The organism is Kitasatospora sp. NPDC087271 (genome assembly GCF_044744605.1).
Classification (GTDB): Bacteria; Actinomycetota; Actinomycetes; order Streptomycetales; family Streptomycetaceae; genus Kitasatospora.
Map to the genome: position 1 here is coordinate 406,010 of NZ_JBIUYQ010000004.1, position 17,102 is coordinate 423,111.

Annotated in this window: 18 protein-coding genes; 10 read left to right on the forward strand and 8 right to left on the reverse strand. The window is 74.0% G+C overall.

The features are described 5' to 3' along the window. Positions 1-81 precede the first annotated feature (81 nt). The 3 genes from ACIO9K_RS10580 to ACIO9K_RS10590 are packed head-to-tail and all read right to left on the reverse strand — an operon-like array spanning position 82 to position 1,707. Positions 82-543 (reverse strand): DUF6113 family protein, encoded by a 462-nt coding sequence (locus ACIO9K_RS10580; protein ID WP_363621435.1) that lies wholly within the window; start codon positions 541-543, stop codon positions 82-84. Then, positions 540-1,481 (reverse strand): N-acetyl-1-D-myo-inositol-2-amino-2-deoxy-alpha-D-glucopyranoside deacetylase, encoded by a 942-nt coding sequence (gene mshB / locus ACIO9K_RS10585; protein ID WP_400328385.1) that lies wholly within the window; start codon positions 1,479-1,481, stop codon positions 540-542. Before mshB ends, ACIO9K_RS10580 begins: the two co-directional genes overlap by 4 nt. Before the next feature lie 31 nt (positions 1,482-1,512). Further along, positions 1,513-1,707 (reverse strand): DUF2304 family protein, encoded by a 195-nt coding sequence (locus ACIO9K_RS10590; protein ID WP_063347949.1) that lies wholly within the window; start codon positions 1,705-1,707, stop codon positions 1,513-1,515. 312 nt (positions 1,708-2,019) lie between these two features. On the opposite strand from ACIO9K_RS10590, the gene ACIO9K_RS10595 reads away from it, so the two are divergent. The 5 genes from ACIO9K_RS10595 to ACIO9K_RS10615 all read left to right on the forward strand — a co-directional run bounded on the left by ACIO9K_RS10595 (position 2,020) and on the right by ACIO9K_RS10615 (position 7,681). Further along, entirely contained in the window at positions 2,020-4,173 is a 2,154-nt protein-coding gene (locus ACIO9K_RS10595; RefSeq protein WP_363621438.1) for a prolyl oligopeptidase family serine peptidase, read from the forward strand. A 205-nt stretch (positions 4,174-4,378) separates the two neighbouring features. After that, the gene (locus ACIO9K_RS10600) at positions 4,379-5,326 is read left to right on the forward strand and encodes an ABC transporter ATP-binding protein (RefSeq protein WP_400328388.1); all 948 of its coding nucleotides are present in this window, start codon (positions 4,379-4,381) and stop codon (positions 5,324-5,326) included. Beyond that, positions 5,323-6,045 carry an ABC transporter permease gene (locus ACIO9K_RS10605; protein WP_363621443.1) on the forward strand — a complete coding sequence of 241 codons (723 nt, stop codon included), beginning with the start codon at positions 5,323-5,325 and terminating at the stop codon, positions 6,043-6,045. The genes ACIO9K_RS10600 and ACIO9K_RS10605 overlap by 4 nt, the downstream gene beginning before the upstream one ends. Positions 6,046-6,053: 8 nt before the next feature. After that, entirely contained in the window at positions 6,054-7,316 is a 1,263-nt protein-coding gene (locus ACIO9K_RS10610) for a sensor histidine kinase (RefSeq protein ID WP_400328390.1), read from the forward strand. A 14-nt stretch (positions 7,317-7,330) separates the two neighbouring features. Continuing rightward, entirely contained in the window at positions 7,331-7,681 is a 351-nt protein-coding gene (locus ACIO9K_RS10615; RefSeq protein ID WP_400328392.1) for a hypothetical protein, read from the forward strand. Between the two features lie 50 nt (positions 7,682-7,731). Here ACIO9K_RS10615 and ACIO9K_RS10620 read toward each other — a convergent pair whose 3' ends face one another. Further along, entirely contained in the window at positions 7,732-8,232 is a 501-nt protein-coding gene (locus tag ACIO9K_RS10620) for a GNAT family N-acetyltransferase (RefSeq protein WP_400328394.1), read from the reverse strand. Between the two features lie 83 nt (positions 8,233-8,315). On the opposite strand from ACIO9K_RS10620, the gene ACIO9K_RS10625 reads away from it, so the two are divergent. Next, positions 8,316-8,945: a response regulator transcription factor gene (locus tag ACIO9K_RS10625; protein WP_063347943.1), complete on the forward strand. Its 630-nt coding sequence runs from the start codon at positions 8,316-8,318 to the stop codon at positions 8,943-8,945. An 84-nt stretch (positions 8,946-9,029) separates the two neighbouring features. Here ACIO9K_RS10625 and ACIO9K_RS10630 read toward each other — a convergent pair whose 3' ends face one another. Continuing rightward, positions 9,030-9,902 carry a transglutaminase-like domain-containing protein gene (locus tag ACIO9K_RS10630; RefSeq protein WP_350879909.1) on the reverse strand — a complete coding sequence of 291 codons (873 nt, stop codon included), beginning with the start codon at positions 9,900-9,902 and terminating at the stop codon, positions 9,030-9,032. Positions 9,903-9,988: 86 nt separating this feature from the next. Then, positions 9,989-11,002: a GNAT family N-acetyltransferase gene (locus ACIO9K_RS10635; protein ID WP_363621450.1), complete on the reverse strand. Its 1,014-nt coding sequence runs from the start codon at positions 11,000-11,002 to the stop codon at positions 9,989-9,991. Between the two features lie 131 nt (positions 11,003-11,133). Here ACIO9K_RS10635 and fdxA point away from each other — a divergent pair, with 131 nt between their 5' ends. Beyond that, on the forward strand, positions 11,134-11,460 hold the full coding sequence (gene fdxA, locus ACIO9K_RS10640) for a ferredoxin (RefSeq protein WP_030061559.1): 327 nt from the start codon (positions 11,134-11,136) through the stop codon (positions 11,458-11,460). Positions 11,461-11,555: 95 nt separating this feature from the next. Beyond that, on the forward strand, positions 11,556-12,647 hold the full coding sequence (gene dapC, locus ACIO9K_RS10645; RefSeq protein WP_363621504.1) for a succinyldiaminopimelate transaminase: 1,092 nt from the start codon (positions 11,556-11,558) through the stop codon (positions 12,645-12,647). A gap of 65 nt (positions 12,648-12,712) precedes the next feature. Here the strand turns inward: dapC and ACIO9K_RS10650 are convergent, their stop codons facing one another. Next, positions 12,713-13,480, reverse strand: coding sequence for a hypothetical protein (locus ACIO9K_RS10650; protein WP_363586759.1), 768 nt, complete (start codon positions 13,478-13,480; stop codon positions 12,713-12,715). A gap of 280 nt (positions 13,481-13,760) precedes the next feature. Continuing rightward, a complete protein-coding gene (locus ACIO9K_RS10655; protein ID WP_400328397.1) occupies positions 13,761-14,825 on the reverse strand; it encodes a hypothetical protein in 1,065 nt (354 codons plus the stop codon). Between the two features lie 169 nt (positions 14,826-14,994). Here ACIO9K_RS10655 and dapE point away from each other — a divergent pair, with 169 nt between their 5' ends. Further along, entirely contained in the window at positions 14,995-16,071 is a 1,077-nt protein-coding gene (gene dapE / locus ACIO9K_RS10660) for a succinyl-diaminopimelate desuccinylase (RefSeq protein ID WP_363586757.1), read from the forward strand. Positions 16,072-16,194: 123 nt separating this feature from the next. Beyond that, entirely contained in the window at positions 16,195-17,004 is an 810-nt protein-coding gene (locus tag ACIO9K_RS10665; RefSeq protein ID WP_350879904.1) for a TIGR00730 family Rossman fold protein, read from the forward strand. Positions 17,005-17,102 lie beyond the last annotated feature (98 nt).

A 17,102-nucleotide genomic window follows, 5' to 3' on the forward strand; every position in this document is an offset into this window, starting at 1 on the left:
CGGTTCCTCCGGTATGAGAGTACGGCCGCGCGCTCCTGACTGCGCGTCGTGCGCGGTGCCGTACGTGCCCCGCGGGCGGGTTCAGCGCGGCGGACCGGGCACGCCCGGGAACCAGCTGCCGCGGGTCGGCAGGGTGGCGCAGATCACGCCCAGGACCGAGCCGCCGAACAGCCAGCCGAGCGAGGTGGCGTTGGACCACAGCACGTTGTCGCCCTCCGGCCGGGGCACGATCACCAGCAGCATCGCCATGAACCAGCCGGCCGCGGGCAGTGCCGCGCCCAGCCGGGTGCCGGTGACCCGCAGGCCGCCGTAGAAGGCGGCGCCGGTCGCGGCTAGCGCCAGCAGGACCCCCACGGGCGGCCACAAGGCCTGCACGAAGGATCCGCAGACCGACACCGCGACACCCAGCAGGAAGAACAGGACGTAGGCCGCGATCCGGGCGGCGCGCGGGGGCTGAGGCTCGGCCAGCCGCTCCTCGCGGGTACCGAGGACGGCCGCCGGGAACGAGCGGCGCGGCGGCCGGGCGGCGGCGGGCTCGGTCATCGGACGCTCTCCTCGGCGGTGGCGGTGGCGGTGGCGGTGACGGTGGGCAGCGGGTCGGCGGCGGGCGACAGCCCCGCGAACAGGTCGTCCTCGGGCCGCTCCGGCCCGGCCTGGCCGCGTACCAGCTGGTAGTACTCGGTGGCGACCAGCGGCTGGCCGAGGTCGTTGGAGAGCGCGAAGAAGGCGCCGTCCACGGTGATCTGAGTGGCGTGCGCGGCCATCGCGGCGGCCTTGCGCCCGGCGTACGCGGAGCCGTCCAGCACGGTGGTGACCACCTCGTCGGCCACCACCCCGGGAACGTCGGCGGGCCGGGCCGTCCCGGGGAAGGGCGCCCGGGCGGCGGTCTCGGCGAGCCCGGCCTCGATCACCGAGCGGGGCATCCGGTTCCAGTACACCTTGGCGATCCGCCAGGCCGGGCCCAGCTCCGGGCGGTGCGCCGGATCGGCCGCCAGCTCGTACGCGCGCATCGCGACCCGGTGCGCCTGGATGTGGTCCGGGTGCCCGTAGCCGCCGTTCTCGTCGTAGGTGACCAGCACCTGCGGCCGGACCTCGCGGACCACCGCGACCAGGTGGCCGGCCGCCTCGTCGAGGTCGGCCCGCCAGAAGCAGCCGGGCACGTCGTTGTCGGGCAGGCCCATCATCCCGGAGTCGCGGTAGCGGCCAGGGCCGCCGAGGAAGCGGAGGTCGGTGACGCCGAGCGCGCGCATCGCCGCGGTCAGCTCGCCGATCCGGTACGCGCCGAGGGTGCCGTCCCGATCGGCCGTCAGATGGGCCAGCCCGGGCGGGATCACCTCGCCGCCCTCGCCGAGGGTGCAGGTCACCAGGGTGACCTGGGCGCCCTCGGCGGCGTACCGGGCCATGGTGGCGCCGTTGCCGATCGACTCGTCGTCGGGGTGGGCGTGCACCAGGAGCAGGCGGCGGCCGGTAGTCGCGGTCATGGGAGGAAGCCTAACGACCGCCGTGGCGGGGTCAGAGCTTCAGGCCGTTGATCATCCCGGCGAGGTTGCTGGTGACCTGGCTGATCGACGGCGCGATCGAGCTGGACGCCAGGTAGAAGCCGAGCAGCGCGCAGATGATCGCGTGCGCGAGCTTCAGCCCGGAGCGGCGGATCAGCACCACCACGATGACCAGCATCAGCATGGCTGCGGAGACGGACAAAGCCATGTCGGCTCACACCCCTTCTCGGGTGCGCCACCCCCTGGGGAGGGTGACGGTGGGACCGTACGGGACTTGCGGTCGGGCGACCGTGGCCGGGACGGGCCCGACGATCACTCGCCCGACCAGTCATACCCGATGAGTAAGGGGAGCATTACATTCGGTGAGTCTCCACGCGCCGGGGTACGGAGGCACTCGTAGGGCGCATGGGCCGGTCGGAGGGGGTATGGGCGCCTTTGGGGCGTACTCGGGAACGATGCTCCGAACGAGTGATCACCAGGCGCCCGGCAGCGGGAGTACGGCGTCGTAGGGTCTGGTGCCATGACCTCCCACACCCCTGCGGACACCTTCCCCCGGCAGTACGCGCGGACCCTGCGCTACACCGTCGGCGCGCCCCGCTCCTTCTCCGTCGCACCGGACGGCTCGCGGGTCGTCTTCCTGCGCTCCCGATCGGGCGGCGACCGGGCCAACCTGCTCTGGACCCTCGACACCGCCACCGGCGAGGAGCGGATCGCCGCCGACCCGGCCGTGCTGCTCGGCGGCGGCGAGGAGGACCTCTCGCCCGCCGAGAAGGCCCGCCGCGAGCGCAGCCGCGAAGGCTCGGCCGGCATCGTCGGCTACGCCCTGGACGCGGCCGGCCGGCTGGCCGCCTTCGCCCTCTCCGGCCGGCTGTTCACCGCCGACCTGGCCACCGGCGCCACCGCCGAACTGCCCGCCCAGGGCCCGCTGCTGGACCCGCGGGTCTCCCCGGACGGCAGCCACGTCGCCTACGCCAACACCGCCGGCGAACTGCGCCTCACCCGCGCCGACGGCACCGCCGACCGGGTGCTCGCCGAGCCCGACGGCCCGAACGTCACCTGGGGGCAGGCCGAGTTCATCGCCCAGGAGGAGATGAGCCGCGACCGGGGCTTCTGGTGGTCCCCCGACGGCGACCGGCTGCTGGTCGAGCGCGCCGACGACACCCCGGTGCGCCGCTGGTGGATCGCCGACCCGGCCAACCCGCAGCGCGAGCCCGCCGAGGTCGCCTACCCGGCCGCCGGCACCGCCGACGCCGAGGTCGGCCTCTGGGTGCTCGACCTGGACGGCGGCCGCACCGAGGTGGTCTGGGACCGCACGGCCTTCCCGTACCTCGCCCGGGTGCACTGGTCCGCGGGCGGCGTGCCGCTGCTGCTCGTCCAGTCCCGCGACCAGCGCAGCCAGCTGGTCCTCGGCCTCGACGTGGCCACCGGCGCCACCGAGGTGCTGTTCGAGGAGCGCGACGACGCCTGGCTGGAGCTGTTCCAGGGCGTCCCGGCCTGGACCCCGGACGGCAAGCTGGTCCGGATCTCCGACGAGGGCGGCGTGCGGGCGCTGGTGATCGGCGACCAGGCCGTCACCGGGGCCGACCTGCACCTGCGCTCGGTGGTCGCCGTCACCGACGCCGAGGTGCTGTTCACCGCCTCCGGCGGCGCCGCGGAGACCGACCCCGAGCCCGGCTGGATCGCCGTCGGCCGGATCAGCCACGACGGCAAGCGGCTCGGCTGGGAGTCCGCCAACGGCCGTCCGTTCACCTCCGTCACCAGCGCCGTGCACGCGGGCGGGATCACCGTGCGCGCCACCGCCGAGCCCGACCTGCCCGGCACCCTCGTCCAGGTCGCCCGCGACCTGCCCGAAGGCGTGGTCGTCGACGACGTCGCCACCATCGCCTCCTACGCCGAGACCCCGGTCATCACCGCCCGCCCGGTGTTCCGCTTCGCCGGCGAGCGCCGCATCCCGGCCGCCGTCTTCCTGCCCACCGGCTACGACCGCGAGCGGGACGGCCTGCTGCCCGTCCTGATGGACCCGTACGGCGGCCCGCACGGCCAGCGCGTCGTCCAGGCGCACAACCCGCACCTCAACTCGCAGTGGTTCGCCGACCAGGGCTTCGCCGTGGTCGTCGCCGACGGGCGCGGCACCCCCGGCCGCAGCCCGGCCTGGGAGAAGTCCATCGCCTTCGACTTCGCCGGGGCCACCCTCGACGACCAGGCCGACGCGTTGCAGGCGCTCGCCGAGGAGTTCCCGCTGGACCTCGGCCGGGTCGCCATCCGCGGCTGGTCGTACGGCGGCTACCTCTCCGCGCTCGCCGTGCTGCGCCGCCCCGACGTCTTCCACGCGGCCGTCGCCGGCGCGCCGGTGACCGACTGGGAGCTGTACGACACCCACTACACCGAGCGCTACCTCGGCCACCCGGCCGAGCGGCCCGAGGTGTACGCGGCCAACTCGCTGACCGGCTACGCCGCCGGGCTGGAGCGGCCGCTGATGATCATCCACGGCTTGGCGGACGACAACGTGGTCGCCGCGCACACCCTGCGGCTGTCCTCCGCGCTGCTCGCGGCCGGCCGCCCGCACACCGTGCTGCCGCTGTCCGGTGTCACGCACATGACGCCGCAGGAGGAGGTCGCGGAGAACCTGCTGCTGCTCCAGGTCGACTTCGTGAAGCGCGCGCTGGGCCTCTGACACCCAGCCTGACCTGCGGTCGTGCGGCCGGTACCCCTGACCCGGGTACCGGCCGCAGCCATGACATCCGTCATACCGAAGGCACGACGGCGGACACTGCCGCCGCACCCCGCCCGCACGGGACTCTGAGGTGGTGCGAACGACACCGATCGCGACACCGATCGCGACCACGGGCGCGACACCACCAGGGGAGAAGAGCGGGACGATGAGCACCGAAGTGGCCGCCTTCCGCGGCGTCGGCAAGAGCTACGGGCGGGTGCGCGCCGTGGACGACCTCAACCTCGTGCTGCGCCCGGGCGAGACCGTCGCCCTGCTCGGCCCGAACGGCGCCGGCAAGTCCAGCAGCCTTGACCTGCTGCTCGGCCTGCGCCAGCCCGACCAGGGCAGCGTCACGCTGTTCGGCGGCACCCCGCGGGAGGCGATCGCGGCCGGCCGGGTCGGCGCGATGCTGCAGAGCGGCGGGCTGATGGCCGACGTCAAGGTCCGCGAACTGGTCGAGCTCGCCCGCGACGTGCACCCGCGCGGCCGGTCGGTCGAGGAGGTGCTGGCCGACGCCGGGATCACCGAACTGGCCGAGCGCCGGGCCGACAAGCTGTCCGGAGGCCAGGAACAGCGGGTCCGCTTCGCGCTCGCGATCGCGGGAGACAGCGACCTGATCGTGCTGGACGAGCCCACCACCGGCATGGACGTCACCGTCCGGCAGGCGTTCTGGGCGAGCATGCGGGCGCAGGCCGACGCCGGGCGCACGGTGCTGTTCGCCACCCACTACCTGGAGGAGGCGGACTCGATCGCCGACCGCGTCCTCGTCCTGCACCGGGGCCGGCTGATCGCCGACGGCAGCTCCGCCGAGATCAAGGCGCGCGCCGGAGCCCGTCGGGTCGCCTTCGAACTCCACGACGTGGACGGGGAGTTCGACGAAGGCGTGCTGCGCCTGCTGCCGGGCGTGCAGTCCCTGGACGTCACCGCCCGGGTGCCGGGCGTGCGGACCGTCCGGATCCGCACCGCGGACGCCGACGCCAGCGTCGCCGGGCTCTACCGGGCGGGCCTGTACCCGCGCGGGCTGGAAGTCACCGGTCTCGGCCTGGAACAGGCCTTCCTGACCATCACCGGCGCGCAGGACCAGCACGAGGACGCGAAGGAGACCGTGCGATGACCACCCTGATCCGGCTGGAGATCCTGCGGACCTTCCGCAACCGGCGCTACCTGGTCTTCACCATCGCCTTCCCGGCGCTGATGTACTTCTTCTTCACCCACGCCTACGGCTCCTCCCCACTGGCCGGCGGCCTGTCGGCGAAGACCTACTTCATGGTCTCGATGGCCACCTTCGGCGCGGTCGGCGCGGTGCTCACCGGCAGCGCGCAGCGGATCTCGCTGGAGCGCAAGAGCGGCTGGGTGCGCCAGCTGCGGCTCACCGCGCTGCCCGGCCGGGCGTACACCCTCGGCAAGATCGCGGCGAGCTCGGTGACCACGCTGCCGGCGATCCTGGTGGTCTTCGCGCTCGGCGCGGTCCAGGGCGTGTCGCTCGGCGCGGCGCAGTGGGCCGGTCTGGCGGCGGCGCTGTGGCTGGGCAGCTTCGTGTTCGCGGCGCTCGGGGTCGCGCTCGGGTACGCGGCGGCGCCGGACTCGGTGCAGACCATCGTGATGATCACGTACATGGTGATGGCGCTGTTCGGCGGGACGTGGTTCCCGGTGAGCGGCTCGCTGGAGAAGTTCGCCCGGTTCAACCCGGTGTACCTGTACAACCAGCTGGCCGCGTTCACCCAGCCCGGGCACTCCCTGGACACCGGCGCGATCGCCGGGCTGGCCGCCTTCCTCGCGGTGTTCGTCGTCGCCGCGGCGGCGCTGTACCGCCGCGACACCCGCCAGGCATGATGACCGGCATGACCGAGCCGCGCCAGACCCGCCGATCCGACGAGCAGCCGGAGGCGGGTCCGGCGCGCACGTCGTTCATGACCGTCCCGGGCTCGCCGATCGAGACCAGGCGGCAGCTGCTGGTCAAGGTCAGCTGGATGCTGCTGTGGACGATCTACCTGGCCTACCCGGTGGGCAACCTGCTGCACGGCGGGCACGGGACGGCCGCCCGGGTGTTCGGCTGGCTCTGCCTGGCGGTCTTCGTCGGCAGCTACGTCCTGCTGGTGATCTTCCGCTCGATGGTCGGGATGCGGCCCCGGGCCTGTCGGCTGATCGTCGCGATGATGGTCGTGCTCGCGAGCGTCTCGGCCTTCGTCCTCGGTGAGGCCTTCCTGACCCTCTTCACCTACGCCTCGGTGTGCGTCGCCGTGATCCTGCCGGTGCGCTACGCGCTGCCCGGTGTCGCCGCCATGGCCGCGCTCACCGCCACCGTCGGCGTGCTGAGCCACGCCGGCGGCGACACCATCCCCACCCTGGCCCTCACCTCCTTCCTCGCCGGCGCCGCGATGACCGGCATGCAGCGGCTGGTCGCCACCATGAAGGAACTGCGCGAGGCCCGCGCCGCCGTCGCCCACCTGGCCGCGTCCGAGGAACGGCTGCGCCTCTCCCGCGACCTGCACGACCTGCTCGGGCACTCGCTGTCGCTGATCACGCTGAAGAGCGAACTGGCCGGGCGGTTCATGGACGCCGGCAAGGACGAGGCGGCGCGGGCGCAGGTCGCCGACATCGAGCAGGTCGCCCGGCAGTCGCTGATCGACGTCCGGGAGGCGGTGACCGGCTTCCGCCGCCCCACCCTGCCGGTCGAACTCGCCGCCGCCCGCACCGCGCTGGCCGCCGCACAGGTCAGGCTGGAGGCCGCGCCGGAACTGGCCGACACCTGGCCGGGGCTCGCCGACGAGGAGGCGGGCGCGCTGGCCTGGGCACTGCGCGAGGCCGTCACCAACATCGTCCGGCACGGCGAGGGCGCCACCGTCTGCACCGTCACGGCCGACGAGAGCTGGGAGGGCGGCGGCGAGCGCTACGCCGTCCTGGAGATCGCCGACAACGGGCGCGGACCGGGCAAGTCCCAGCCGGGCAACGGGCTTTCGGGCCTGGAGGAGCGGCTGGCCCTGGTCGGCGGCCGGCTGGAGGCCGGGCCGGGCGAGCGGGGCCGGGGCTTCCGGCTCCGGGCCTTCGTCCCGCTGCGGACGGTCACCGAGCCGGCCGGCACGGAACCCGGCCGGTCGGGTTGACCGTCCTCCCCGGCATGGCTACCGCACTCATCCTCGGTTTCGACCCGCACACCGTCCCCGGCATGGACGGCGACGGCCTGCGGGCCGTCCTCGACGCCGAACTCGCCCGCTTCGCCGACCACGGCATCGACGCGGAGATGGTCCTGGTCGCGCCCGACGAGACGGCCGGGCCCGTGATCACCGCCGCCCTCGCCGGCCGGGACTGGGACGTCGTCGTCATCGGCGGCGGCATCCGCAAGCCCGAACCCGCCCTGCCCTTCTTCGAGCTCGTCGTCAACCTCGTCCGCCGCCACGCCCCGCAGGCCGCCATCGCCTTCAACACCAGTGGCTCCGACAGTGTCGAGGCCGCGCAGCGCTGGCTCTGACCCGCATCCGGCACGGGAAGTCGGCCAGGCCGACTTCCCACGCCGGATTCCTACGCCGACGGCCGGCCGTCGGCGAGAGCGCGGCCGAACCGGAGCGCGGGGCGGTCGTCGAGGGTGAGTTCGGCGACGACCGCGAAGCCGTTGCGGGTGAGGACGGTCTGCGAGGCGAGGTTGTCGAGGGTGGTGACGGCGGTCAGCGACGTGAGGGCGTAGTCCGCGGCGGCCAGCCGGCAGAGGTGGGCGACGGCGGTGGTGGCGACGCCCCGGCCGGTCGCGTGTTCGCCGACGCGGTAGCCGAGTTCGGCGGTGCCGTCGGCGATGTCGACGAGGTTGACGCGGCCGAGGACGGCACCGGCCGCGTCGAGGACGACGTGGAACCGGCAGACGCCGGCGTCCTGTTCGGCGAGCAGGGCGGCGTGGCGGGCCGGGAACTCGGCGAAGTAGGCGTCGCCGCGGTCCGGAACGGTCCGCGCGAACCAGGCGCGGTTGGCGAGCTCGAAGGCCAGCAGGGCGTCGGCGTGGTCCGGGCGGAGGCGTTCCAGGTTCAGCATGCCGCCAGTCTGGCCCGCAGGCCTTCGGCGAGCCAGGCGAATACCGTCCGCGGCCTCTCCGGCACCCCTCTAAGGTCGTGGCCATGAGTGACATTCAGAACGGGGCCCTGATCCGTGTCCTCCTCGCCGAGGACCAGGGGATGGTCCGGGAGGCGCTGGCGGCGCTGCTCGGGCTGGAGGGGGACATCGACGTCGTCGCGCAGGTGGGGCGCGGGGACGAGGTGGTGGCGGCGGTGCTGGCGCACGAGGTGCAGGTGGCCGTGCTGGACATCGAGATGCCGGGGATGACGGGCATCGAGGCGGCCGCAGAGCTGCGCCGGAACGCGCCGGGGACGAGGGTGGTGATCGCGACGACCTTCGGCCGGCCGGGGTACCTGCGGCGGGCGATGGAGTCGGGGGCGGACGCGTTCCTGGTGAAGGACGCGCCGGCCTCGGAGCTGGCGGAGGCGATCCGGCGGGTGCTGCGCGGGGAGCGGGTGATCGATCCGGTGCTGGCGGCGGCCGCGCTGGCGGAGGGGGCGAACCCGCTGACGGCGCGCGAGCGGGACGTGCTGGGCGCGGCGGCGGACGGGGCGGTGAACGCGGACATCGCGCGGCGGCTGCACCTGTCGGAGGGGACGGTCCGCAACTACCTGTCGATGGCGATCCAGAAGACCGAGGCCCGCAACCGCACCGAGGCGGTGCGGATCGCCCGGGAGAAGGGCTGGCTCTGAGCGCGCCCCGGCTGGCTCCGAGCGCGCCCCCGGCTGGTTCTGGGCGCGCCCCCGGCTGGCTCCGATCGCGTTCCCGTACGGTCGTCAGTTGAGCCGGTGCCGGGCGGCCCGGGCCTCCTGGCGGACCTTGGCGGCGGTGTCGGGGTCGAAGGTGTCGAGGATCTGTGCGAAGGCGTCCATCTCGGCCGAGCCGCCGAGGAAGTCGCCGGTGCGGACGAGGAGTTCGGCGCGTTCGAGGCGGAGCTGGGCGGGGTGGCGGGGCAGCAGGAGGGCGAGTTCGGTGGCCCAGAGCTGGGTGCGGGCGTGTTCGGGGCGGTCGGCGGCCCAGGCGCGGATGTTGCCGAGCACGCGCAGCACGAGGTCGAGCGGCTGGGCGGGGGTGAGCAGGTCGGGGCTGAACTCCTGCCCGGCGCCGCGGACCAGGCGTTCGGCGTCGTCCGGGTCGAGCAGCCGCCCGCCGTGGAAGGGGTCGGCGAGCACGTACTCGTCGCCGCCGCCCGGCCCGCCGACGGCGACGATGACGTGGCCGGGCAGCGCGATGCCGTGGACGGCGAGCCCGGCCCGCCGCCCGACCGCCATCCACACCAGGGACAGCATGATCGGCAGTCCGCGCCGCCGCCGCAGCACGTCGGGCAGCAGCGAGGATTCGAGCCGCCGGTAGTCGGACTGCCGCCCGTGAAAGCGTTCCCGCCCGCCGAGGACGGCGGCGAGCAGGGCGGCGGTCTCCTCCGGGCCGGCGGGGGCGCGTTCGGCGACGGCGAGCCGGACGGCGCTCGCGTGCCGGTCGAGGGCGGCCTCGCAGGCGGCGAGCAGGGCGTCCACGCTGGGCGGTTCCCCGGGGTCGTCCGGGTCGAGGACCGGGCCGTGTTCGGCGGCGGCGAGCAGGCAGAGCAGCACCGGGTCGGGATGCTCGGCGCGGGCGGCGGTCCGGAAGCGGTCTCTGCTCTGCTCGGTCACGGTGACGGCGACGGCTTTCGTACGACGGGCGGGCAAACGGCGGGCGAGGAGCGGCGGGCGGGGCGCGGCGGTGCGGGCGGGCGGTGCTACCCCTGGGGGAGAAGGGCGTAGTGGTAAGTGTGACTGGTCGTGAAGCCGAGTCCGTCATAGAGCGCGATCGCCCCGGTGTTGTCCGCCTCGACCTGGAGGTATCCACCGGTCGCCCCCTCCTCGGCGGCCCGGGCGGCGAGCACCGCCATGACGGTCGTGGCCAGCCCGGCCCGCCGGGCGTACGGCGCGACCTCGATCGCGCCGAAGCAGGCCCAGGGCCCGTCGACGACGCAGCGTCCGATCGCCAGCGGCGGCTGTCCGGGGGCGCCCGGCACGGTGGCGAACCAGACCGACGGCCCGCCGTGCAGCACCTGCCGGGCGGCCTGCTCCAGCGCCTCGTCCTCGCCGACCCGGCGGTAGAGCGAGAGCCAGGCCGGGTCGGCGGTCCGGGCGAGCCGGACCCGCTCGGGCCCGGAGCCGGCCCGGGCGAGCCCGGCCAACGGGGCGGTGCGCACCAGGGTGGGCGCGTAACGGGCTCCCAGCCGGTCGAGCTCGGCCCGCAGCTCGTCCGGCGAGCCCGGGGTGATCACCTCGACGTACGCGGGAAGGCCGCGCGCCGCGTACCAGCGGCGGACGGCGGTGAGCGCGTCGGGCAGCGGCAGTCCGGGGTCGCCGAGCGCCTGGACGGAGTTGGCGCGCCGGGTGAACCCGGCCGAGGCGCGCAGCGTCCACGCGCCGAGCGGCTCCTGTTCGACGGCCGGCCAGCCGCGGGCCGCGATCCGTTGGAGTTCGACGGGCGTGGCGGCGGGCAGCGGTGCGCGCCGGGCCGGGAAGAGCGGCACGACCTTGCCCGCGACCAGCAGCTTCTCGGGGAAGGAGACGGGGTCGCCGGTCCGCGGAGCGACCGTCAGTCCATGATCGTCCCACGATGTGAGCACGCCGATCGAATCCCGGAACACCGGCCGGTCGTCCACGAACCCCGAGAGGCGCCGGACGGACACGCGTCGTCCCACGTCAGAGCGATCTATCCGGACCTCCGGACGGTCCTGGGCCGGGCCGCCTGCCGTCATCTGGGCACCTCCTGTGCATTTGCGGTCTCCGACCCGCGATACTAGGGGCGGGCATCGACGACGCCGCGCTCACCGCGCACGCGAGCAGAACAGAACGGGCCGCCACGGCCCTTCCGAGGAGGAACGACAGCGTGACCTACGTCATCGCGCAGCCTTGTGTCGACGTGAAGGACAAGGCGTGCATCGAAGAGTGCCCGGTTGACTGCATCTACGAGGGCGAGCGATCGCTCTACATCCACCCGGATGAGTGTGTCGACTGTGGCGCTTGCGAGCCGGTCTGCCCGGTCGAGGCGATCTTCTACGAGGACGACACCCCGGAGGAGTGGAAGGACTACTACAAGGCGAACGTCGAGTTCTTCGACGATCTGGGTTCGCCCGGTGGCGCCTCGAAGCTGGGCCTGATCGAGCGCGACCACCCCTTCATCGCCGCTCTGCCGCCGCAGAACGCCGACCACTGACGATCGGTGGCATCTGAGCTGTGAACACCAACAGCACGCGCGCGCCGTTCCCGGGTCACCCGGGGGCGGCGCGCCGCCCATCTGGCCGAGGAAGGCTGTCCGACCTCCTGCCGGTCTTCCCCTGGGACAAGCTGGAGCCGTACAAGGCGACCGCGCTGGCCCACCCGGGCGGTCTCTGCGACTTCTCGGTGGGCACCCCGGTGGACCCGGTCCCCGAGGTGATCCAGAAGGCGCTGGCCGCCGCCACCGACACGCCGGGCTACCCGACGGTGTGGGGCCCGGTGGAGCTGCGCGAGGCGATCGCCGGCTGGCTGCACCGCCGCTGCGGCGCCGAGATCGGCCCGCAGGCCGTGCTGCCGACCGTCGGCTCCAAGGAGCTGGTGGCCTGGCTGCCGACCCAGCTCGGCCTCGGCCCGGGCGACCAGGTCGCCTACCCGCGGCTGGCCTACCCGACGTACGAGGTGGGCGCGCGGCTGTGCGGCGCGGAGCCGGTCGAGTACGACTCGGTGGACGAGCTGGACGGTTCGCGGGTCCGCCTGCTCTGGGTGAACTCGCCGTCCAACCCGACCGGCCGGGTGCTCGGCGCGGACGAGCTGCGCCGGGCGGTCGCCTGGGCCCGGGAGCACGGGGCGCTGCTGGTCAGCGACGAGTGCTACCTGGAGCTGGGTTGGTCCGCCGAGCCGGTCTCGGTCCTGCACCCGGACGTCTGCGGCGCGGGCCACGAGGGCCTGCTGGCCGTCCACTCGCTCTCCAAGCGCTCCAACCTGGCCGGCTACCGCGCCTCCTTCGTGGCGGGCGACCCGGTGGTGGTCAGGGAGCTGCTGGAGGTGCGCAAGCACGGCGGCATGATCGTGCCGGCGCCGGTCCAGGCGGCGACGATCGCGGCGCTGTCGGACGACGCGCACGTGGCGGAGCAGCGGGAGCGGTACGCGGCCCGGCGCTCGGCGCTGCGGGCGGCGCTGGAGGCGTACGGCTTCCGGGTCGAGCACTCGGAGGCGAGCCTCTACCTGTGGGTGACGCAGGACCGCCCGTGCTGGGAGACCGTGGCCGAGCTGGCCGCACTGGGCATCCTGGTGGCGCCCGGCGACTTCTACGGGCCGGCCGGCGAGCGCTTCGTCCGGGTCGCGTTCACCGCGACCGACGAGCGGGTGGCCGCGGCCGTGGAGCGGCTGAACGCGGCCCGCTGACCGACGCCGAAGGGGCCGGTGTTCCGAGAGCGGAACACCGGCCCCTTCGCCGTACCCCGGGCGGGTTACAGCGGCAGGCCGCTGATGCTGCCGCCGTTCACGCCGCCCAGCAGGCCGCCGATCGGGCCGAGCGCGCCGGTGAGGCCGGACAGCGGGTTGTTCGGGCCGAGGTCGGCGCCGCCGAGGCGGTTGGCCGAGCCGTGCTCGGCCAGGCCCAGGACGTCGGTGCCGGGCAGGGCGGGCAGCGCGCGCGCGACGGAGCCGAGCGGCAGCGCGTCGGTGACGGCGTTGGTGCCGGGGACGGCGCCGGCGAGCTTGTCGGCGCCGGGCAGGCCCTTGGCGATGGCGCCGGTCTGGGCGAGCCCGCCGACCGGGCTGGCCGCGGCGCTGCGGGTGCCGACGCCCTTGCCGGTGACGGCCTCGCCGAGCTTGCCGGCCAGTGCGGAGGCGACCTTCGGGGTGACGGCGGAGAGCTGGCCGGTGGTGGCGGCGGTCTGGTCGACCGGGGCGGTCAGCGAGCTGGCCTTCTCGTTCGCCTCGGGGAGCTGGTGGGCGACGATGTTGCCGGCGGCGTCGGCGGAGGCCGGTACGCCCGCGGCGACGGTGGCGGCGCCGGTGCTGCCAGCGGCCTGGCCCAGCTGGTGGGTGGTGTGCTGGAGGGTGGAACCGGTGTCGGTGTTGGTCAGCTGGCCCAGCGGCGCGGCCAGGTCGCTCTTGGGCAGCAGGGCGTCGCCGCCCAGGGCGGACGCGGAGCCGGCCGCGACCAGCGGGGTCGCGCCGGCCGCCACGAGCAGCGCGGCGCTGGCGATCCGTCGCGTGAGGGGGTGAGACATGGGGCTCCTCGGAGGGTCTGGGTCCGTCACGTCCGCCGGGCGGACTGACGGTGTTACCGCTTGAGAAGCCAGATGGTTTCGGCCTGGACCAGGAAAGTGTCTGACCGACCATCGGATCGTAGGACCGGCGTGACGGCGTCTGGAGGGGTCCGTACGGCCCCGTGGACCCGGCCCCGGGCAAGGGGAGTGACGGTTCTCCGGCGGGGCCGCCACGGCGGGCTCCCGGTCCACCGGGGTTGACCGGATTCACCCGTCCGGCGGCCACCCGAACGTCAGTGCGTCAGCCCTTGTCGGACGTGGCGAGGGTGACCTGAACGAGCTTGGTCGACGTCCCGGAGGTCTGCGGCTGCCAGCCGTCCTCCGACTTGGTCTTGCGCCAGATCTTCCCGTCGTAGGCGACCGTCGCGATGCCCAGCTGCTGGGCCTGGGCGACCGCCCAGTGGGCGACCTCCCAGCCGCTCGCCCGCTCGGCGGTGATCCCGCCGTCGGCTCCGTCGGTCGAGGAGGTCAGCGCGGCGGCGGACGGGTCCGGGGTGAGCGAGACCGCGTTCTCGGCGCCCTTGATGGTCGAGGCGTACCCGGTGGCCGGGGTCACGGTGCGGCCGAACTCGCGGCGCACCCGGTCGGACAGCACCTGGGCCCGGTCCGCGGCGGTGGGCTGGACGGCGGCCGGGGAGACGGTGGAGCCCGCCGCGGGGGAGGGCGAGTCGGCCGGATCCGGCTTGGCGTAGTCGTGCACCACGCAGGAGAACGAACCGGGCTCCCGGCCGGCCAGCGCCGAGGTGAGCAGCGTCGCCTTGGTCTCGTGCTTGGCGTACGCCTGCGGGTAGCCGCTCTTCTGCACGGCCTGGGCCGCGTCGGTCAGCGGCAGCCGGGTGTAGCCGGGCACCTTGACCAGGCCGTCCAGGAACTTGTTGGTCGCGTAGACCGGGTCCCCGATCTGCTGCGCCGTGCCCCAGCCCATCGAGGGCCGCTGCTGGAACAGGCCGATCGAGTCCCGGTCGCCGCCCGCGAGGTTGCGCAGCTTGGACTCCTGCATCGCGGTGGCCAGCGAGATCGTCGTCGCCCGGTCCGGCAGTCCGCGCGAGCGCGCCACCGCGGCGATCGTCGCGGCGTTGGCCGCCTGCGGGAGCTCCAGCGTGCCGCTGCCGGCCGCGGTCTTCACCGAGCAGCCCTCGGGCTCGCCCTGTTTGAAGCCGAACCACCAGATGCCGACCACGGCCAGTCCCGCGACCAGCGCGAGGCCGAGCAGGCCGACGATCACGAGCAACAGCGCGCGCAGTGGACCGCGGCGGGGGGGCGCCAACTCCTCGCCCAGCTCCTCGCCGCTCTTTCTCCTGGCCACCGTCGCCCCTCTCGCGCCTTGCTTCTTGATCCGACACCGTACCCACTCGGACGGGTGTGCGGCGCCACCCGGTTGCGGTTGCCGGTCCGCTCGCTCCGGGGCGGGCCCGCGCGCGCCGCGTCACGGAAGCGCCACACGGGGTGCGCGCCACGCGGACTAGGCTGGCGCCATGAGCAGCCCGAACCCGACGCCCCTGGACCTCACCCTCGACGGCGGCGCGCTGACCGCCCGGCTCGTCGACTTCCCGTCGGTGAGCGGCGACGAGCAGGCGCTCGCCGACGCCGTGGAGACCGCGCTGCGCGGCTACCCGCACCTGACCGTGGACCGGTACGGCAACAACGTGGTCGCCCGCACCACCCTCGGCCGCCCCGAGCGCGTCCTGCTCGCCGGCCACCTGGACACCGTGCCGATCGCCGACAACGTGCCCTCCCACGTCGAGGGGGACCTGCTCTACGGCTGCGGCACCTCGGACATGAAGTCCGGCGTCGCCGTCCAGCTGCGGCTCGCCGCCACCCTGCCCGAGCCCAACCGCGACCTCACCTTCGTGTTCTACGACTGCGAGGAGGTGGAGGCCCACCGCAACGGCCTGGGCCACCTCGCCAGGGAGCGCCCGGACTGGCTGGCCGCCGACTTCGCGGTGCTGATGGAGCCGAGCGGCGCGGTCGTCGAGGGCGGCTGCCAGGGCACCCTGCGGGCGCAGATCCGGCTCACCGGCGTGCGCGCGCACTCGGCCCGCAGCTGGCTCGGCGACAACGCCATCCACCACGCCGCCGAGGTGCTCACCCGGCTCGCGGACTACCGGCCGCGCCGGGTGGAGATCGACGGCCTGGAGTACCGGGAGGGCCTGAACGCCGTCCGGATCGACGGCGGCGTGGCCGGCAACGTCATCCCGGACGAGTGCGTCGTGACGGTCAACTTCCGCTACGCGCCGGACCGCAGCGAGGCGGAGGCGGAGAAGCACGTGCGCGAGGTCTTCGACGGCTTCGAGCTGACCGTCACCGACTTCGCCCCGGGCGCGCTGCCCGGGCTCGCCCAGCCGGCCGCCCAGGCCTTCCTGGAGGCCACCGGCGGCCAGGCCCGGGCCAAGTTCGGCTGGACCGACGTCGCCCGGTTCAGCGCGCTGGGCGTCCCGGCGGTCAACTACGGCCCCGGTGACCCGAACCTCGCGCACAAGCGGGAGGAGCACTGCTCGCTGAGCGCCATCGCGGAGACCGAGGAGCGGCTGCGGGCCTGGCTGACCAGCTGAGGTGTCGTTCCGATGATCGGCCGGTCCGACCGGCCGATCATCGGCTGAGCGCCATCTTCCGGTCGCCCAACCGACCTTCCCCTGTTGCCTGAAAACCGGGATCACCGGACGTAGGGTTTCGTCATGACAGGCACAGGAGACGAGAAGCACTACGGACACGGCCCCGAGCAGGTCGGCGCGCCGCGGAAGAAGAAGGCCTGGCCCGAGAAGCAGAAGGGCCCGGTGCTGGTGCGCCGGGACCAGGTCGGCACGAGCACCACGGACCAGCGGCTGCTGGACACCACCGGCCCGACCGACTGGCTGCACACCGATCCGTGGCGGGTGCTGCGGATCACCTCCGAGTTCGTCGAGGGCTTCGGCGCCCTCGCCGAACTCCCGCCGGCGATCAGCGTCTTCGGCTCCGCCCGGACCCCGGCCGACTCGCCCGAGTACGAGGCCGGCGTGGCCATCGGCCGGGCCCTCGCCGAGGCCGGCTACGCGGTGATCACCGGAGGCGGTCCGGGTGCCATGGAGGCCGCCAACCGCGGCGCCTCCGAGGCCGGCGGCCTCAGCGTCGGCCTCGGCATCGAGCTGCCCTTCGAGCAGGGCCTCAACGAGTTCGTCGACCTCGGGCTGAACTTCCGTTACTTCTTCGTCCGCAAGACGATGTTCGTGAAGTACTCCCAGGGCTTCGTGGTCCTGCCCGGCGGGCTCGGCACGCTGGACGAGCTGTTCGAGGCGCTCACCCTGGTGCAGACGAAGAAGGTCACCCGCTTCCCGGTGATCCTCTTCGGCAGCGCGTACTGGGGCGGCCTCTACGAGTGGCTGAAGAACACCCTGGTCGCGCAGGGCAAGGCGGCCCCGCACGACCTGGAGCTGTTCCACATCACCGACGAGATCGACGAGGTCATGAAGATCCTCGCCGACACCCGCCGGCCGACCAACCAGATCTAGGCCCAATGCCGGTGACTTTAGGTTGCTCCTGGCTGGGTGATGGTGACTGTCGCCGGTTCTGGTTGCGGCCAGTTGCGGTGTTGGGAGCGTTTGAGGGG

Bases quoted from the DNA above. Each gene is read 5' to 3' on its own strand.
- ACIO9K_RS10580 (WP_363621435.1), bottom strand. From the start codon at position 543: ATGACCGAGCCCGCCGCCGCCCGGCCGCCGCGCCGCTCGTTCCCGGCG.
- mshB (WP_400328385.1), bottom strand. From the start codon at position 1,481: ATGACCGCGACTACCGGCCGCCGCCTGCTCCTGGTGCACGCCCACCCC.
- ACIO9K_RS10590 (WP_063347949.1), bottom strand. From the start codon at position 1,707: ATGGCTTTGTCCGTCTCCGCAGCCATGCTGATGCTGGTCATCGTGGTG.
- ACIO9K_RS10595 (WP_363621438.1), top strand. From the start codon at position 2,020: ATGACCTCCCACACCCCTGCGGACACCTTCCCCCGGCAGTACGCGCGG.
- ACIO9K_RS10600 (WP_400328388.1), top strand. From the start codon at position 4,379: ATGAGCACCGAAGTGGCCGCCTTCCGCGGCGTCGGCAAGAGCTACGGG.
- ACIO9K_RS10605 (WP_363621443.1), top strand. From the start codon at position 5,323: ATGACCACCCTGATCCGGCTGGAGATCCTGCGGACCTTCCGCAACCGG.
- ACIO9K_RS10610 (WP_400328390.1), top strand. From the start codon at position 6,054: ATGACCGAGCCGCGCCAGACCCGCCGATCCGACGAGCAGCCGGAGGCG.
- ACIO9K_RS10615 (WP_400328392.1), top strand. From the start codon at position 7,331: ATGGCTACCGCACTCATCCTCGGTTTCGACCCGCACACCGTCCCCGGC.
- ACIO9K_RS10620 (WP_400328394.1), bottom strand. From the start codon at position 8,232: ATGCTGAACCTGGAACGCCTCCGCCCGGACCACGCCGACGCCCTGCTG.
- ACIO9K_RS10625 (WP_063347943.1), top strand. From the start codon at position 8,316: ATGAGTGACATTCAGAACGGGGCCCTGATCCGTGTCCTCCTCGCCGAG.
- ACIO9K_RS10635 (WP_363621450.1), bottom strand. From the start codon at position 11,002: ATGACGGCAGGCGGCCCGGCCCAGGACCGTCCGGAGGTCCGGATAGAT.
- ACIO9K_RS10650 (WP_363586759.1), bottom strand. From the start codon at position 13,480: ATGTCTCACCCCCTCACGCGACGGATCGCCAGCGCCGCGCTGCTCGTG.
- dapE (WP_363586757.1), top strand. From the start codon at position 14,995: ATGAGCAGCCCGAACCCGACGCCCCTGGACCTCACCCTCGACGGCGGC.
- ACIO9K_RS10665 (WP_350879904.1), top strand. From the start codon at position 16,195: ATGACAGGCACAGGAGACGAGAAGCACTACGGACACGGCCCCGAGCAG.